The organism is Klebsiella sp. CN_Kp088 (genome assembly GCF_040064335.1).
Taxonomy (GTDB): Bacteria; Pseudomonadota; Gammaproteobacteria; order Enterobacterales; family Enterobacteriaceae; genus Klebsiella; species Klebsiella aerogenes.
In genome coordinates, this window is record NZ_JBEAIQ010000002.1 from 9878 (window position 1) to 26136 (window position 16259).

Consider the following 16259-nt stretch of genomic DNA (forward strand, 5'->3'; position numbering starts at 1 on the left):
TGTAAGATGGCTCACATCGAAAAACAAGCTGGCGAACTGCAGGAAAAGCTGATCGCGGTAAACCGCGTATCTAAAACCGTTAAAGGTGGTCGTATTTTCTCCTTCACAGCTCTGACTGTAGTTGGTGACGGTAACGGTCGCGTAGGTTTTGGTTACGGTAAAGCGCGTGAAGTTCCAGCAGCGATCCAGAAAGCGATGGAAAAAGCCCGTCGCAATATGATTAACGTCGCGCTGAATACTGGCACCCTGCAGCACCCGGTTAAGGGTACTCACACGGGTTCTCGTGTATTCATGCAGCCGGCTTCCGAAGGTACCGGTATCATCGCCGGTGGTGCAATGCGCGCCGTTCTGGAAGTCGCTGGGGTTCGTAACGTTCTGGCTAAAGCATATGGTTCCACCAACCCGATCAACGTGGTTCGTGCAACTATTGATGGCCTGGAAAATATGAAGTCTCCAGATATGGTCGCTGCCAAGCGTGGTAAATCCGTTGAAGAAATTCTGGGGAAATAAACCATGGCAAAGACTATTAAAATTACTCAAACCCGCAGTGCAATCGGTCGTTTGCCGAAACACAAGGCAACGCTGCTTGGCCTGGGTCTGCGTCGTATTGGTCACACCGTAGAGCGCGAGGATACTCCTGCTGTTCGTGGTATGGTCAACGCGGTTTCCTTCATGGTTAAAGTTGAGGAGTAAGAGATGCGTTTAAATACTCTGTCTCCGGCCGAAGGCTCCAAAAAGGCGGGTAAACGCCTGGGTCGTGGTATCGGTTCTGGCCTCGGTAAAACCGGTGGTCGTGGTCACAAAGGTCAGAACTCTCGTTCTGGCGGTGGCGTACGTCGCGGTTTCGAGGGTGGTCAGATGCCACTGTACCGTCGTCTGCCGAAATTCGGCTTCACTTCTCGTAAAGCAATGATCACTGCAGAAGTTCGTCTGTCTGATCTGGCTCACGTAGAAGGCGATGTGGTAGACCTGAACACGCTGAAAGCGGCTAACATTATCGGTATCCAGATCGAGTTCGCGAAAGTGATCCTGTCTGGTGAGGTAACTCGTCCGGTAACTGTTCGTGGCCTGCGCGTGACTAAAGGCGCTCGTGCTGCTATCGAAGCTGCTGGCGGTAAAATTGAGGAATAAGTAGCAGATGGCTAAACAACCGGGATTAGATTTTCAAAGTGCCAAAGGTGGAATTGGCGAACTGAAACGCAGACTTTTGTTTGTTATCGGTGCGCTGATTGTGTTCCGTATTGGCTCTTTTATTCCGATCCCTGGTATTGATGCCACTGTACTTGCCAAACTGCTTGAGCAACAGCGAGGCACCATCATTGAAATGTTTAACATGTTCTCTGGTGGTGCTCTCAGCCGTGCTTCTATCTTTGCTCTGGGGATCATGCCGTATATTTCGGCGTCGATCATTGTCCAGCTGCTGACCGTTGTTTATCAACCGCTGGCAGAACTGAAGAAAGAAGGGGAGTCTGGTCGTCGTAAGATCAGCCAGTACACCCGCTACGGTACTCTGGTGCTGGCTATATTCCAGTCGATCGGTATTGCTACCGGTCTGCCGAATATGCCTGGTATGCAGGGCCTGGTGATTAATCCGGGCTTTGCATTCTATTTCACCGCTGTTGTTAGTCTGGTCACAGGGACTATGTTCCTGATGTGGCTCGGCGAACAGATCACCGAACGCGGTATCGGAAACGGTATCTCGATCCTGATCTTCGCCGGGATCGTTGCGGGACTCCCGCCGGCCATCGCCCATACTATCGAGCAAGCGCGTCAAGGCGACCTGCACTTCCTCCTGTTGCTGTTGGTTGCAGTATTAGTATTTGCAGTGACCTTCTTCGTTGTATTCGTTGAACGTGGTCAACGCCGCATTGTGGTAAACTACGCTAAGCGTCAACAGGGTCGTCGTGTCTATGCTGCACAGAGCACACATTTACCGCTGAAAGTGAATATGGCGGGGGTAATCCCGGCAATCTTCGCTTCCAGTATTATTCTGTTCCCGGCGACCATCACGTCATGGTTCGGGGGCGGTACTGGTTGGAACTGGCTGACAACAATTTCGCTGTATTTGCAGCCTGGGCAACCGCTTTATGTGTTACTCTATGCGTCTGCAATCATCTTCTTCTGTTTCTTCTACACGGCGTTGGTTTTCAACCCGCGTGAAACAGCAGATAACCTGAAGAAGTCCGGTGCATTTGTACCAGGAATTCGTCCGGGAGAACAAACGGCGAAGTATATCGATAAAGTAATGACCCGCCTGACTCTGGTCGGTGCGTTGTATATCACTTTTATCTGCCTGATCCCGGAGTTCATGCGTGATGCAATGAAAGTGCCGTTCTACTTCGGTGGAACCTCGCTGCTTATTGTTGTCGTCGTGATTATGGACTTTATGGCTCAAGTGCAAACTCTGATGATGTCTAGTCAGTATGAGTCTGCATTGAAGAAGGCGAACCTGAAAGGCTACGGCCGCTAACTGGTCGCCCGAGAAGTTACGGAGAGTAAAAATGAAAGTTCGTGCTTCCGTCAAGAAATTATGCCGTAACTGCAAAATCGTTAAGCGTGATGGTGTCATCCGTGTGATTTGCAGTGCCGAGCCAAAGCATAAACAGCGCCAAGGCTGATTTATTCGCATATTTTTCTTGCAAAGTTGGGTTGAGCTGGCTAGATTAGCCAGCCAATCTTTTGTATGTCTGTACGTTTCCATTTGAGTATCCTGAAAACGGGCTTTTCAGCATGGTACGTACATATTAAATAGTAGGAGTGCATAGTGGCCCGTATAGCAGGCATTAACATTCCTGATCAGAAACATACCGTAATTGCTTTAACTGCAATTTTTGGTATCGGCAAGACCCGCTCTAAAGCCATCTGCGCTGAAACGGGTATCGCTGAAAATGTTAAGATCAGTGAGCTGTCTGAAGAACAGATTGATTCTCTGCGTGAAGCAGTAGGTAAATTTGTCGTTGAAGGTGATCTGCGCCGTGAAATCACCCTGAGCATCAAGCGTCTGATGGACCTTGGTTGCTACCGTGGTTTACGCCATCGTCGTGGTCTTCCGGTTCGCGGTCAGCGTACTAAGACCAACGCACGTACCCGTAAGGGTCCGCGTAAACCGATCAAGAAATAATCGGGGTGATTGAATAATGGCAAAGGCACCAGTTCGTGCACGTAAGCGTGTAAGAAAACAAGTCTCTGATGGCGTGGCTCATATCCATGCTTCTTTTAACAACACCATCGTTACCATCACTGATCGTCAGGGTAACGCGCTGGGTTGGGCAACAGCCGGTGGTTCCGGTTTCCGTGGTTCTCGCAAATCCACTCCGTTTGCAGCTCAGGTTGCAGCAGAGCGTTGCGCAGAAGCCGTAAAAGAATACGGCATCAAGAATCTGGAAGTTATGGTTAAAGGTCCGGGTCCAGGTCGCGAATCTACTATTCGTGCACTGAACGCCGCTGGTTTCCGCATCACTAATATTACTGATGTGACTCCGATCCCTCATAACGGTTGTCGTCCGCCGAAAAAACGTCGCGTATAACGCCTCGTTTCTAGGATTGTTGGAGAAAGAAAATGGCAAGATATTTGGGTCCTAAGCTCAAGCTGAGCCGTCGTGAGGGCACTGACTTATTCCTTAAGTCTGGCGTTCGCGCGATCGATACCAAGTGTAAAATTGAACAAGCTCCTGGCCAGCACGGTGCGCGTAAGCCGCGTCTGTCTGACTATGGTGTGCAGTTGCGTGAAAAGCAAAAAGTTCGCCGTATGTACGGTGTGCTGGAGCGTCAGTTCCGTAACTACTATAAAGAAGCAGCACGTCTGAAAGGCAACACCGGTGAAAACCTGTTGGCTCTGCTGGAAGGTCGTCTGGACAACGTTGTATACCGTATGGGCTTCGGCGCCACTCGTGCTGAAGCACGCCAGCTGGTTAGCCACAAGGCTATCATGGTAAACGGTCGTGTTGTTAACATCGCTTCTTATCAGGTAAAAGCGAATGACGTTGTTAGCATCCGTGAGAAAGCGAAAAAGCAATCTCGCGTGAAAGCCGCTCTGGAGCTGGCTGAGCAGCGTGAAAAGCCAACCTGGCTGGAAGTTGATGCTGGCAAGATGGAAGGTACGTTCAAGCGTCAGCCGGAGCGTTCTGATCTGTCTGCGGACATTAACGAACACCTGATCGTCGAGCTTTACTCCAAGTAAAGCTTAGTACCAAAGAGAGGACACAATGCAGGGTTCTGTGACAGAGTTTCTAAAACCGCGCCTGGTCGATATCGAGCAAGTGAGTTCGACGCACGCCAAGGTGACCCTTGAGCCTTTAGAGCGTGGCTTCGGCCATACTCTGGGTAACGCACTGCGCCGTATTCTGCTCTCATCGATGCCGGGTTGCGCGGTGACCGAGGTTGAGATTGATGGTGTACTGCACGAGTACAGCACCAAAGAAGGCGTTCAGGAAGACATCCTTGAAATCCTGCTCAACCTGAAAGGGCTGGCGGTGAGAGTTCAGGGTAAAGATGAAGTCATCCTTACTTTGAATAAATCTGGCATTGGCCCTGTGACTGCAGCCGACATTACCCACGACGGTGATGTCGAAATCGTCAAGCCGCAGCACGTGATCTGCCACCTGACCGATGAGAACGCATCTATTAGCATGCGCATCAAAGTTCAGCGCGGTCGCGGTTATGTGCCGGCTTCTGCCCGAATTCATTCGGAAGAAGATGAGCGCCCAATCGGCCGTCTGCTGGTCGACGCCTGCTACAGCCCTGTAGAGCGTATTGCCTACAATGTTGAAGCCGCGCGTGTTGAGCAGCGTACCGACCTGGACAAGCTGGTCATCGAGATGGAAACCAACGGCACAATCGATCCTGAAGAGGCGATTCGTCGTGCGGCAACCATTCTGGCTGAACAACTGGAAGCTTTCGTTGACTTACGTGATGTACGTCAGCCGGAAGTGAAAGAAGAGAAACCAGAGTTCGATCCGATCCTGCTGCGCCCTGTTGACGATCTGGAATTGACTGTCCGCTCTGCTAACTGCCTCAAGGCAGAAGCTATCCACTATATCGGTGATCTGGTACAGCGTACCGAGGTTGAGTTGCTGAAAACGCCGAACCTGGGTAAAAAATCTCTTACTGAGATTAAAGACGTGCTGGCTTCACGTGGTCTGTCTCTGGGCATGCGCCTGGAAAACTGGCCGCCGGCAAGCATTGCTGACGAGTAACCGGATCACAGGTTAAGGTTTTACTGAGAAGGATAAGGTCATGCGCCATCGTAAGAGTGGTCGTCAACTGAACCGCAACAGCAGCCATCGCCAGGCTATGTTCCGTAACATGGCAGGTTCGCTGGTTCGTCATGAGATCATCAAGACGACCCTGCCGAAAGCGAAAGAACTGCGTCGCGTAGTTGAGCCGCTGATTACTCTTGCCAAGACTGATAGCGTTGCTAATCGTCGTCTGGCATTCGCCCGCACTCGTGATAACGAGATCGTGGCAAAACTGTTTAACGAGCTGGGCCCGCGTTTCGCGAGCCGCGCCGGTGGTTACACTCGCATTCTGAAGTGTGGCTTCCGTGCAGGCGACAACGCGCCGATGGCATACATCGAGCTGGTTGATCGTGCTGAGCTGAAAGCAGAAGCTGCTGCAGAGTAATCTGTAGTAACGTAAAAAAACCCGCCCCGGCGGGTTTTTTTATATCCACCGCAATCCCACTTCACTACACTATCTGTACTCTTTTTGTTCATCCCTGGGAGCCGTATAATGTGGTTACTGGACCAGTGGGCAGAACGCCACATCCTCGACGCACAGTCTAAAGGCGAGTTTGATAACCTGACCGGCAGCGGCGAACCGCTGGCGCTGGATGATGATTCACACGTGCCCCCTGAACTGCGCGCCGGTTATCGCTTATTAAAAAATGCCGGCTGTTTGCCACCGGAGCTTGAGTTACGTAGAGATGCCATGGCGTTGAGCGACTTACTCAAGACCGTAGAGCATGATGATCCGCGGTATGCCGAGTTAAACCGTCGCTTGACTCTGTTTGAACTGAAATTACGTCAGGCGGGTATGAATACCGATTTTCTACGCGGTGATTATGCCGACAGACTGTGGCACAAAATTAACGAGGAGTAGCTATGTATCGGATTGGCGAACTGGCCAAATTGGCTGATGTCACCCCGGATACCATCCGCTATTACGAAAAGCAGCAAATGATGGATCATGATATTCGTACTGAAGGCGGTTTTCGCCTCTATTCGGATAACGATCTGCAGCGGCTGCGCTTTATCCGTTATGCCAGGCAATTAGGCTTTACACTAGAGTCGATCCGCGAACTGTTATCGATCCGTATCGATCCCGAACATCATACTTGCCAGGAGTCTAAAGGGATCGTCCAGGCCAGGCTAAGTGAAGTCGAAGCGCGTATTAAAGAACTGGAAACGATGCGGCGTTCTTTACAGCGGCTGAATGATGCCTGCTGCGGCACGGCGCACAGTAGCGTTTACTGCTCAATTCTCGAAGCTTTAGAGCAAGGCGCCAGCGGTAGCCATGCCGGGCGTTGATTTTTTCCGCGCGCGGATCTACACTCGCGCCGAATTCATACATTGACTGGAGTTACTATGAGTCGCTATCAGCATACCAAAGGGCAAATTAAAGATAATGCGATTGAGGCATTACTGCATGACCCATTATTCAGACAGCGGGTTGAGAAAAATAAGAAAGGGAAAGGAAGCTATCAACGTAAAGACAAACATGCAGGGCGAAATGACCGGGAGGCCAGTGGCAAGCAAGCGAATCGCTTTTTTACCACTGGCCTTCTGCTTTCTGTGTGCTGATTAAGAACGGTTGTTTTGTTCTTTTAACAGATCGCGAATTTCACTCAGTAGCACTTCTTCTTTGCTCGGTGCCGGAGCGGCAGGCGCTTCTTCTTTCTTACGGTTCAGTTTATTCATCAGTTTGATCGCCATGAAAATCGCGAAGGCAACGATGATGAAATCGAAGACGTTCTGAATAAACACACCATAATGCATGACAACGGCTGGGACATCCCCCTGCGCATCGCGTAGCGTAACGGCGAACTGTTTAAAGTCGATCCCGCCAATGAGCAAACCCAGCGGAGGCATAATAATATCGGCCACTAAAGACGATACAATTTTACCAAATGCTGCACCAATGATGACACCCACTGCCAAATCGACAACATTCCCGCGCATCGCGAATTCGCGGAATTCTTTTAACATACCCATTTTACTCTCCTTGAGCCAGCTGACATTGATAAGTTTATCAAATGTATTTCCATTTTCCATTGCTGTTGAATAATTGCTGGAAAATATTATCCATTGATAAATAAGGGATAATAAAAAGGCGTCTGCGCGACGCCCATTGTAATTACAGGAAGAACGGACTCGGCTGGAATAGTCTCTCAACATCGGAGATAAATTTCTTGTCGGTCAGGAACATAATTACGTGGTCGCCTTGCTCAATACGTAAATTATTATTGGCGATCATTACGTCATTGCCGCGCACCACCGCGCCAATAATTGTGCCTGGCGGCAGCTTAATTTCATCAATTGAACGGCCGACTACCCGCGAGGTGCTTTCATCGCCATGCGCGACGGCCTCAATGGCTTCGGCAACGCCGCGGCGTAGCGACGAAACACCGACAATATCAGCTTTACGTACGTGGCTCAGCAAGGCAGAAATCGTGGCTTGTTGCGGTGATATCGCAATATCGATCACGCTTCCCTGAACCAGATCAACATATGCGCGACGCTGGATCAGCACCATGACCTTCTTCGCGCCCATCCGCTTGGCTAGCATTGCCGACATGATATTGGCTTCGTCATCGTTGGTGACGGCAATAAAGAGATCGACTTGATCGATATGCTCTTCCGCCAGTAACTCTTGATCCGATGCATCGCCATAAAAGACGATCGTATTCTGCAGCTTTTCGGCAAGTTCAGCGGCACGCTGTTGATCGCGCTCGATCAGCTTCACGCTGTAGTCTTTCTCCAGCCTGTGAGCGAGGCCCGCGCCGATGTTGCCGCCGCCGACCAGCATAATGCGTTTGTAGGGTTTCTCCAGACGTTGGAGTTCGCTCATTACCGCGCGAATATGTTGCGACGCGGCGATAAAGAAGACTTCGTCGCCCGCTTCTACGATGGTTGATCCCTGCGGGCGAATCGGCCGATCGTGGCGGAAAATTGCCGCAACGCGCGTGTCGATGTGCGGCATATGTTCGCGCATCGTGGAAAGCGCATTACCGACCAGCGGGCCGCCATAATAAGCCTTCACAACGGCCAGGCTTACTTTTCCTTCGGCGAAGTTCACTACCTGCAGCGCGCCCGGATATTCGATCAGGCGGTAGATATTATCGATGACTAACTGCTCCGGAGCGATCAGATGGTCAATTGGCACCGCTTCTGAATGGAAAAGCTTATCGGCATCACGAACGTAATCGGGCGAACGAATACGGGCGATACGGTTCGGTGTATTAAACAGCGAATAGGCGACCTGGCAGGCCACCATGTTGGTCTCATCCGAACTAGTTACGGCGACCAGCATATCGGCATCATCGGCGCCAGCTTCGCGCAGCACGCGCGGATGCGAACCGTGGCCCTGAACGACGCGGAGATCGAACTTATCCTGCAGGCCGCGCAGACGGTCGCCGTTGGTATCGACCAGGGTAATATCGTTGTTTTCGCCAACGAGATTTTCCGCCAGCGTGCCGCCTACCTGTCCGGCGCCAAGAATAATAATCTTCATCAGCAGTGACCCATTAATTGCGCTTTTTGATTAGCTTAGCGTAAAAGAAGCCATCGCCTTCTTCCGCCCCTGGCAGATTTTGCTGACCCGGGGTTTCCGGCGTTCCCGTCTCATGGAGTTCGGCATCTTGGGTACGGGTCAGGAAAGCGGCGATCTGTTGGCTATTCTCTTCCGGCAAAATAGAGCATGTCGCATAGACCAGCGTACCGCCCGGTTTCAGATGAGCCCAGGTGGCATCGAGAATTTCTGCCTGTAATTGCGCTAGCTCGGCGATATCGCGATCCCGGCGCAGCCATTTAATATCCGGATGGCGACGGATAACGCCGGTGGCCGAACATGGCGCATCCAGCAAAATACGATCGAACTGCTCATCGCCGCACCACTGTTCAGGATAGCGACCATCACCCTGTTTCACTTCTGCTTTCATGCCCAGACGTTTCAGGTTGTCATAGACACGGGACAGGCGCTGCTGGTCGATATCGACCGCCATCAGATTCGCCTGAGGCGCGACTTCCAGAATATGCGTCGTCTTGCCGCCCGGCGCCGCGCAGAGATCGAGAATGCGCTCGCCGTTTTCCGGTTGTAAGTAGCGCATGCAGCCCTGGGCTGAGGCGTCCTGAACGGTTACCCAGCCTTCATCAAATCCCGGTAACGCATGGACCGGGGCTGGGGACGCAAGACGGACGGCATCCGGATAGTCCGGGTGAGCGAAACCCTGTAAACCAGCCTCTTCCAGCAGAGAGATCCATTCATCTCGCGAATGATGATTGCGATTCACACGCAGCCACATTGGCGGACGTAGATTATTGGCTGACACAATATCCTGCCATTGTTGCGGCCAGGCCTGCTGCAGACGTTTAAGCAGCCATTTAGGATGGAGATAACGGTTCTCGTGCTGGGCGAATTCGGCCAGCAGCTCTTCCTGCTGACGCTGAAACTGGCGTAATACGCCATTGATAAGCCCTTTAAGCTGAGGTCGTTTAATTGCCACCGCGCCTTCCACCGTTTCCGCCAGCGCGGCGTGCGGGGGAATTCGCGTATAAAGTAGCTGATACAGGCCGACCATGATCAGGAAATGTACGGTACGCTGTTTGCCGGTCATCGGGTGGGCCATCAGCTTACCGATTAGCCACTCGAGTTGGCTGAGAGTGCGCAAAACGCCGAAGCACAGCTCCTGCAGCAGCGCTTTGTCTTTCTCGCTCACTTTTTGCTGCAGCGGCGGCAGAACATTGCTTAAAGACTGGCCTTTCTCAACGACCTGCTCAATGGCCTGGGCTGCCAGGCTGCGTAAATTAATATTCTTTTTCATAAGCGCAAAAATAAAAATGCCCGGCGAACCCGGGCTTTAGAAGAGAAGTGCGTCAGGCAAGACGGTTTCCGGGGATAAACCATTCCCGGCGAGAGTTCAGTAAATCCTGGGCACTCATCGCTTTTTTCCCTGCCGGCTGCAGCGATTCCAGATTCAGAATCCCGTTGCCGGTGGCGACCTGGATCCCTTGCTTGGTTGCTGCGACGATCGTACCTGGCTCAGCGTTGGCGGACTCCGTAATAACGGATGCGCGCCATACCTTCACCGGTTGTTCATCGATTTCCAGCCAGCTCATCGGCCAGGGATTAAATGCGCGGATGCAGCGTTCGAGCTGTTCTGCGGAAAGCGACCAATCAATACGGGCCTCTTCCTTACTCAGCTTCTCGGCGTAGCTGACCCGCGATTCGTCCTGAACTTCAGGCTCTGCGCTACCATCCGCCAGCTGCGCTAAGGTCGCCAGTAGACCCTCTGGTCCAAGGTTGGCCAGTTTATCGTACAGGCTGCCGCTGGTATCTTCCGCAGTAATCGGGCAGGAGAGTTTATACAGCATGTCACCGGTATCAAGACCGACGTCCATCTGCATGATGGTGACACCGGTTTCGGCATCGCCAGCCCATAGCGAACGCTGAATCGGCGCTGCGCCACGCCAGCGAGGAAGCAGGGAGCCGTGAACGTTAATGCAGCCCAAACGCGGCATTTCAAGAACCGCTTTCGGCAGGATCAGTCCATAAGCCACGACGACCATAACATCGGCGTTAAGGTCGGCAACCAGTTGCTGATTTTCCTGCGGACGTAGGGAAGATGGCTGGAAGACCGGTAGATTATTGGCTTCAGCCAGCACTTTTACCGGGCTCGGCATCAATTTTTTGCCGCGACCAGCAGGGCGGTCGGGCTGAGTAAATACGCCGACAACCTGATGTTCAGACGACAACAGCGCGTCAAGGTGACGCGCTGCAAAGTCGGGGGTTCCGGCGAAAATGATACGTAGTGTTTGTGACACGTTAATCCTTGTTATCAGGCACGGGCGCGTAAACGATCCAGTTTTTCAACTTTCTGGCGGATGCGCTGCTGTTTGAGCGGCGACAGATAGTCAATGAACAGCTTACCGACCAGGTGATCCATTTCATGCTGGATACAAATAGCCAACAAGCCATCAGCTTCCAGTTCGAAAGTCTTACCTTCACGGTCCAGCGCGCGGATTTTTACGGTTTCGGCTCGTGGAACCAGCGCACGTTGTTCCGGAATCGACAAACAACCTTCTTCAATGCCGGTTTCGCCGTCTTTTTCGAGTAGCTCTGGGTTGATGAGCACCAGACGCTCTTCACGGTTTTCCGAGACATCGATAACGATAATGCGCTGATGGATATCCACCTGCGTGGCGGCCAGACCAATACCTTCTTCAGCGTACATCGTGTCGAACATATCATCGACGATACGCTGAATTTCTGCATTCACTTCTTTGACCGGCTCGGCGACTTTGCGAAGGCGCTCGTCCGGAATATGTAACACTTGCAAAACTGCCATAAAGATCCAGAGTCGTATTCAGTAGTTGATAAGATTATTACCTCTATTCTAGACAAAACCCCCTCTAATTGACAGTCTCGCTAACCAATCACAAGGATTGGCTGAGCCGCTAATGGCAGGGGGGAACGGATGACGCCCACAGAGATTTGGTTGCGCCTGATGCGGGTGAATAACCTGTACGGCGATGAAATGGTATTGATTGCACGACGGCTAGGATGTGCAGGCCAGCTGAATACTGAAACGTTGCGGGCTGTGGGTTTAACTAAAGCGCAGGCAACACAGTTTCTTGCCCTCAACCAACAGCAAATTGATGTTTCACTGCAATGGTTAGAGCAACCAGAACATCATCTGATCACGGCGGATCACGCGCTCTATCCGCCGCAGCTACGCGCTATCGATGATTATCCCGGCGCGCTGCTGGTCTGCGGTAACGTCGAGCTCCTGTGTAGCCGGCAGCTGGCTATCATTGGGAGCCGTGCACACTCGTGGTACGGCGCGCGGTGGGGAAAAGCATTCAGTGAAGCGCTTGCTCAGTATGGCTTGACCCTTACCAGTGGTCTGGCGTTGGGGATTGATGGCATCGCCCACCGCGGGGCATTGGCGGCAAAGGGAAAAACCATCGCCGTATTAGGCAACGGTCTCTCTGATATCTACCCGCACCGGCATCGGGCTTTAGCAAAGCAGATCGTGGAAAGCGGCGGCGCGCTACTTTCCGAATTTCCTCTCTCTGCGCTACCGTTACCAGGGAATTTCCCGCGCCGCAACCGGATTATCAGCGGGTTAAGCGCTGGGGTTCTGGTGATAGAGGCGGCCTTGAAAAGCGGTTCTCTGGTAACTGTCCGTTGCGCGCTGGAGCAGGGGAGAGATGTTTTTGCCCTGCCTGGGCCAATTGGCAATCCTGGCTCTGAAGGGCCGCACTGGCTAATAAAGCAGGGAGCAGTTCCGGTTACCGTGCCGGAAGAGATCCTTGAGTATTGGCAATATGAGCTTTCAGCGCGGGAAGAGACCGCTGATTTGCTAAATAATTACGCAGATCGGCCTCCTGTAGCATTGCCATTTCCAGAGCTCCTGGCTAACGTAGGAGATGAGGTAACACCTGTTGACGTTGTCGCTGAACGTGCCGGCCAATCTGTGCCAGTAACCGTAGCCCAGCTACTTGAACTGGAGTTAGCAGGCTGGATCGCAGCTGTACCCGGCGGCTATGTCCGATTAAGGAGGGCAAGCCATGTTCGACGTACTCATGTATTTGTTTGAGACTTATATCCATAACGAAGCAGAAATGCGCGTGGATCAGGACAAACTGACGCGGGATCTGACCGATGCAGGTTTTGAGCGGGAAGATATCTATAACGCGTTAATGTGGCTCGAGAAACTGGCTGATTATCAGGAAGGTCTCGTTGAACCCATGCAGCTCGCCTCCGACCCGCTCTCTCTTCGGGTATACACCGATGAAGAGTGCCAGCGTCTGGATGCCAGCTGTCGAGGATTTTTACTCTTCCTCGAGCAGATCCAGGTGTTGAACCTCGAAACGCGAGAAATGGTGATAGAGCGCGTACTGGCGCTGGATACGGCAGAGTTTGAACTGGAAGACCTGAAATGGGTGATCCTGATGGTTCTGTTTAATATTCCAGGCTGTGAAAACGCCTATCAGCAAATGGAAGAATTACTCTTCGAAGTAAATGAAGGTATGCTGCATTAATCTTATTGCAGCAACATCGAGTTGTTATGACCAAATCAGCACTGTTTTCGGTGCGTAAAAACGAGCCCTGCCCGCAGTGCGGGGCCGAACTGGTGATTCGTTCCGGGAAACATGGCCCGTTTCTAGGCTGTTCTCACTATCCGGACTGTGACTATGTCCGTCCCCTGAAAAGTCAGGCGGATGGACATATCGTCAAGGTGCTGGAGGGGCAAGAGTGCCCATCTTGCGGCGCTGTCATGGTGTTACGCCAGGGGCGTTTTGGTATGTTCATCGGCTGCAGTCGCTATCCCGAATGCGAACATACCGAGTTGATTGATAAACCTGATGAGACCGCTATCGCGTGTCCGCAATGCGGACAGGGTCATCTGGTGCAGCGTCGCTCCCGTTTCGGTAAAACCTTTCATTCCTGCGATCGCTACCCTGATTGCCAGTTCGTAATTAATTTTAAACCGGTGGCGGGCGAATGCCCTGAATGCCATTACCCGCTATTAATAGAAAAGAAAACGGCACAGGGTGTTAAACGCTTTTGCGCCAGTAAACAATGTGGAAAGCCGATCCCGGCGGAACAAATAAGTGAATAAAAACCTGCCCTCAGAGACCGTCGCCCAGGCTGTCGCGGTACTGAATAATGAACATGTCATCGCCTATCCAACCGAAGCTGTGTTTGGTGTCGGTTGCGATCCGGATAGCGAAACGGCCGTGATGCGCCTACTGGCGTTAAAGCAACGCCCTGTGGAAAAGGGGCTGATACTTATCGCCGCCAGTTTTGACCAACTGAAACCGTATATTGATGATTCCCGATTAAGCGACGCGCAGAGAGCGGTTATCTTTGCCAGTTGGCCTGGGCCGGTGACGTTTGTGTTCCCGGCGCGTCCGGATACGCCACGCTGGCTGACGGGGCGCTTTGATTCGCTTGCCGTGCGCGTTACCGATCATCCACTGGTAATTGAATTATGTGAAGCCTACGGAAAGCCGCTGGTCTCGACGAGCGCCAACTTAACCGGTCAGCCTCCGTGCCGGACTACTGCTGAAGTACGCGCCCAGTTTGGCGATAGTTTCCCGGTGGTGGATGGCGCAACGGGCGGGCGGCAAAACCCATCTGAAATCCGTGATGCCCTGACGGGTGAACAGTTCCGCCAGGGGTAATTAATGGAAACTTATGCCGTTTTTGGTAACCCTATAGCCCATAGCAAGTCGCCTTCTATTCATCAGCTGTTTGCCAAACAGTTAGATATTGCGCACCCCTATGGTCGGGTACTGGCGCCATTAGATGATTTTGTGAATACCCTGGATGCTTTCTTCAACACGGGCGGTAAGGGCGCTAACGTGACCGTCCCTTTCAAAGAAGAAGCGTTTGCCCGCGCCGACGAACTCACCGAGCGCGCTGCGCTAGCCGGCGCGGTCAATACGTTAAAGCGTCTTGAGGATGGTCGTCTGCTTGGCGACAATACGGATGGCATTGGGTTATTAAGCGACTTAGAGCGTCTGGGCTTTATCAAGCCTGGTATGAGGATTTTATTGATTGGCGCAGGCGGCGCATCTCGCGGCGTATTGTTACCGCTGCTCTCTTTAGATTGCGCGGTCACCATCGTTAACCGTACTTTTTCCCGCGCTCATGAGCTGGCAACGCTATTTGCTCATACCGGCAGCGTTAGCGCGTTATCGCTGGATAAACTGGAAGGCCATCAGTTCGATCTCATTATTAACGCGACGTCCAGCGGAATAAGCGGCGATATCCCGGCAATACCTCCCTCGTTAATTCATGCCGACGTTTACTGCTATGACATGTTTTATCAGAAAGGAAATACGCCATTTCTGCATTGGTGCCAACAGTATGGCGCTAAAAAAATGGCAGATGGATTAGGTATGCTGGTGGCTCAGGCCGCACATGCCGTTCTGCTGTGGCACGGTAGACTACCGGAAATTGCCCCGGTGATTGCCGTTTTACATCAGGAACTGAATGCGTGAACCAGGCGATCCAATTTCCCGATAGAGAAGAGTGGGACGCTGAACGGCAGTGCATCGTTTTCCCCGCGTTGGTCAATGGCATGCAGTTAACTTGCGCGATTCGGGGTCAGACACTGCAGCAACGGTTCGGTGGCGATGAGCCAGCGCGATGGCTGGCTCTCTTTAGCGAACATCGCTGGGATTTGGAAGATGAAGCGGAAGCGTTGATTCGCGATCGGCAAGAAGACCATCAGGGTTGGCTCTGGCTTTCCTGATCCAGGTAGTCGTCTTTCCACTTCACATAGTTGTTGGCTGAATACTTCAGCCCTGCATATTCCGCCTCCGTCAGGGGGCGGATTTGTTTTACCGGGTTGCCAAAATAGAGATAACCGCTTTCCAGACGCTTGTTTTGCGGCACCAGGCTGCCGGCGCCGATCATCACGTCATCTTCTACCACCACGCCATCCAGCAGAATTGACCCCATTCCGACAAGAATGCGATTGCCGATAGTGCAGCCGTGCAGCATGACCTTATGCCCGACGGTGACATCTTCTCCTATGAGTAGCGGATTACCCTCAGGGTTATAAGACGACTTATGGGTGACATGCAGGACGCTACCGTCCTGAATATTCGAACGTGCGCCGATAGACACATAATTCACGTCGCCGCGGATGGCGACCAGCGGCCAAATGCTGACGTCATCGGCAATTCTGACATCGCCAATCACAACGCTGCTGGGATCCACCATCACCCGCAGACCGATTTGAGGGAATAATTCTTTATAAGGACGTAAATAACTGGACATGACTGCCTCAACATCAGGGTAGAAAACCAGACTTTGGTAGCTTTCAGGCGCTCCCGCAACCCCTTTTTCTGATAAAAATTGAGCTATTTGAGCAATAACAGTGCGAAAAGCGCGAAAAATCATCATTCAGAAAAAAAGATCGAAAAAAGGCTTGTGCAAAAAAATGGGATCCCTATAATGCGCACCCACTGACACGGCAGATGTGAATCACTTCACACAAACAGCCGGTTCGGTTGAAGAGAAAA

General features: G+C 52.0%; 25 protein-coding genes. 19 read left to right on the plus strand and 6 right to left on the minus strand.

Annotated features, from left to right (window positions below; translation table 11 throughout):
• The first annotated feature begins 6 nt into the window (after positions 1-6).
• The 13 genes from rpsE (at position 7) to ABLV08_RS03320 (ending at position 6800) form a co-directional block, all read left to right on the plus strand.
• The gene (gene rpsE / locus ABLV08_RS03260; RefSeq protein WP_015703641.1) at positions 7-510 is read left to right on the plus strand and encodes a 30S ribosomal protein S5; all 504 of its coding nucleotides are present in this window, start codon (positions 7-9) and stop codon (positions 508-510) included.
• Between the two features lie 3 nt (positions 511-513).
• Positions 514-693: a 50S ribosomal protein L30 gene (rpmD, locus tag ABLV08_RS03265; RefSeq protein WP_001140434.1), complete on the plus strand. Its 180-nt coding sequence runs from the start codon at positions 514-516 to the stop codon at positions 691-693.
• A gap of 3 nt (positions 694-696) precedes the next feature.
• Complete coding sequence (gene rplO / locus ABLV08_RS03270) at positions 697-1131, plus strand: 50S ribosomal protein L15 (protein WP_015369426.1); 435 nt, start codon at positions 697-699, stop codon at positions 1129-1131.
• A 7-nt stretch (positions 1132-1138) separates the two neighbouring features.
• Complete coding sequence (gene secY, locus ABLV08_RS03275) at positions 1139-2470, plus strand: preprotein translocase subunit SecY (RefSeq protein WP_015703640.1); 1332 nt, start codon at positions 1139-1141, stop codon at positions 2468-2470.
• A gap of 31 nt (positions 2471-2501) precedes the next feature.
• Positions 2502-2618, plus strand: coding sequence for a 50S ribosomal protein L36 (gene rpmJ / locus ABLV08_RS03280; protein ID WP_000868187.1), 117 nt, complete (start codon positions 2502-2504; stop codon positions 2616-2618).
• Between the two features lie 146 nt (positions 2619-2764).
• On the plus strand, positions 2765-3121 hold the full coding sequence (rpsM, locus tag ABLV08_RS03285) for a 30S ribosomal protein S13 (protein WP_015369429.1): 357 nt from the start codon (positions 2765-2767) through the stop codon (positions 3119-3121).
• Positions 3122-3137: 16 nt separating this feature from the next.
• Positions 3138-3527: a 30S ribosomal protein S11 gene (gene rpsK / locus ABLV08_RS03290; RefSeq protein WP_004388621.1), complete on the plus strand. Its 390-nt coding sequence runs from the start codon at positions 3138-3140 to the stop codon at positions 3525-3527.
• A 32-nt stretch (positions 3528-3559) separates the two neighbouring features.
• On the plus strand, positions 3560-4180 hold the full coding sequence (gene rpsD, locus ABLV08_RS03295) for a 30S ribosomal protein S4 (RefSeq protein WP_002919224.1): 621 nt from the start codon (positions 3560-3562) through the stop codon (positions 4178-4180).
• Between the two features lie 25 nt (positions 4181-4205).
• Positions 4206-5195, plus strand: a complete 990-nt coding sequence (gene rpoA, locus ABLV08_RS03300; protein WP_002438685.1) for a DNA-directed RNA polymerase subunit alpha — start codon at positions 4206-4208, stop codon at positions 5193-5195.
• A gap of 40 nt (positions 5196-5235) precedes the next feature.
• Positions 5236-5622 (plus strand): 50S ribosomal protein L17, encoded by a 387-nt coding sequence (gene rplQ / locus ABLV08_RS03305; RefSeq protein ID WP_004868344.1) that lies wholly within the window; start codon positions 5236-5238, stop codon positions 5620-5622.
• Between the two features lie 108 nt (positions 5623-5730).
• Positions 5731-6099: a DUF1992 domain-containing protein gene (locus ABLV08_RS03310; protein ID WP_015369431.1), complete on the plus strand. Its 369-nt coding sequence runs from the start codon at positions 5731-5733 to the stop codon at positions 6097-6099.
• A gap of 2 nt (positions 6100-6101) precedes the next feature.
• Positions 6102-6527 carry a Zn(2+)-responsive transcriptional regulator gene (gene zntR / locus ABLV08_RS03315; RefSeq protein ID WP_015369432.1) on the plus strand — a complete coding sequence of 142 codons (426 nt, stop codon included), beginning with the start codon at positions 6102-6104 and terminating at the stop codon, positions 6525-6527.
• 57 nt (positions 6528-6584) lie between these two features.
• A complete protein-coding gene (locus ABLV08_RS03320; protein WP_015703639.1) occupies positions 6585-6800 on the plus strand; it encodes an alternative ribosome-rescue factor A in 216 nt (71 codons plus the stop codon).
• Here the strand turns inward: ABLV08_RS03320 and mscL are convergent, their stop codons facing one another.
• The 5 genes from mscL to def form a co-directional block, all read right to left on the minus strand.
• Complete coding sequence (gene mscL / locus ABLV08_RS03325) at positions 6801-7211, minus strand: large-conductance mechanosensitive channel protein MscL (protein ID WP_015369434.1); 411 nt, start codon at positions 7209-7211, stop codon at positions 6801-6803.
• A 142-nt stretch (positions 7212-7353) separates the two neighbouring features.
• Positions 7354-8730: a Trk system potassium transporter TrkA gene (trkA, locus tag ABLV08_RS03330; RefSeq protein WP_015369435.1), complete on the minus strand. Its 1377-nt coding sequence runs from the start codon at positions 8728-8730 to the stop codon at positions 7354-7356.
• 13 nt (positions 8731-8743) lie between these two features.
• Complete coding sequence (rsmB, locus tag ABLV08_RS03335) at positions 8744-10039, minus strand: 16S rRNA (cytosine(967)-C(5))-methyltransferase RsmB (RefSeq protein WP_348855564.1); 1296 nt, start codon at positions 10037-10039, stop codon at positions 8744-8746.
• Positions 10040-10091: 52 nt separating this feature from the next.
• Positions 10092-11039, minus strand: a complete 948-nt coding sequence (gene fmt / locus ABLV08_RS03340) for a methionyl-tRNA formyltransferase (protein WP_015703637.1) — start codon at positions 11037-11039, stop codon at positions 10092-10094.
• Positions 11040-11053: 14 nt separating this feature from the next.
• Positions 11054-11563, minus strand: a complete 510-nt coding sequence (gene def, locus ABLV08_RS03345) for a peptide deformylase (RefSeq protein WP_015703636.1) — start codon at positions 11561-11563, stop codon at positions 11054-11056.
• Between the two features lie 129 nt (positions 11564-11692).
• On the opposite strand from def, the gene dprA reads away from it, so the two are divergent.
• The 6 genes from dprA to ABLV08_RS03375 are packed head-to-tail and all read left to right on the plus strand — an operon-like array spanning position 11693 to position 15484.
• Entirely contained in the window at positions 11693-12817 is a 1125-nt protein-coding gene (gene dprA, locus ABLV08_RS03350; RefSeq protein WP_077204172.1) for a DNA-protecting protein DprA, read from the plus strand.
• Positions 12789-13262, plus strand: coding sequence for a DUF494 family protein Smg (gene smg / locus ABLV08_RS03355; RefSeq protein WP_015369440.1), 474 nt, complete (start codon positions 12789-12791; stop codon positions 13260-13262). The genes dprA and smg overlap by 29 nt, the downstream gene beginning before the upstream one ends.
• A 26-nt stretch (positions 13263-13288) precedes the next feature.
• The gene (locus ABLV08_RS03360; protein ID WP_015369441.1) at positions 13289-13843 is read left to right on the plus strand and encodes a type I DNA topoisomerase; all 555 of its coding nucleotides are present in this window, start codon (positions 13289-13291) and stop codon (positions 13841-13843) included.
• A complete protein-coding gene (tsaC, locus tag ABLV08_RS03365; RefSeq protein ID WP_015369442.1) occupies positions 13836-14408 on the plus strand; it encodes an L-threonylcarbamoyladenylate synthase type 1 TsaC in 573 nt (190 codons plus the stop codon). The genes ABLV08_RS03360 and tsaC overlap by 8 nt, the downstream gene beginning before the upstream one ends.
• 3 nt (positions 14409-14411) lie before the next feature.
• Positions 14412-15230, plus strand: a complete 819-nt coding sequence (gene aroE / locus ABLV08_RS03370) for a shikimate dehydrogenase (RefSeq protein ID WP_047057392.1) — start codon at positions 14412-14414, stop codon at positions 15228-15230.
• Positions 15227-15484 carry a DUF1488 domain-containing protein gene (locus tag ABLV08_RS03375; protein ID WP_020077816.1) on the plus strand — a complete coding sequence of 86 codons (258 nt, stop codon included), beginning with the start codon at positions 15227-15229 and terminating at the stop codon, positions 15482-15484. The genes aroE and ABLV08_RS03375 overlap by 4 nt, the downstream gene beginning before the upstream one ends.
• Here ABLV08_RS03375 and ABLV08_RS03380 read toward each other — a convergent pair.
• A complete protein-coding gene (locus ABLV08_RS03380) occupies positions 15460-16014 on the minus strand; it encodes a gamma carbonic anhydrase family protein (RefSeq protein WP_015703633.1) in 555 nt (184 codons plus the stop codon). The genes ABLV08_RS03375 and ABLV08_RS03380 overlap by 25 nt on opposite strands.
• Positions 16015-16259: the final 245 nt, after the last annotated feature.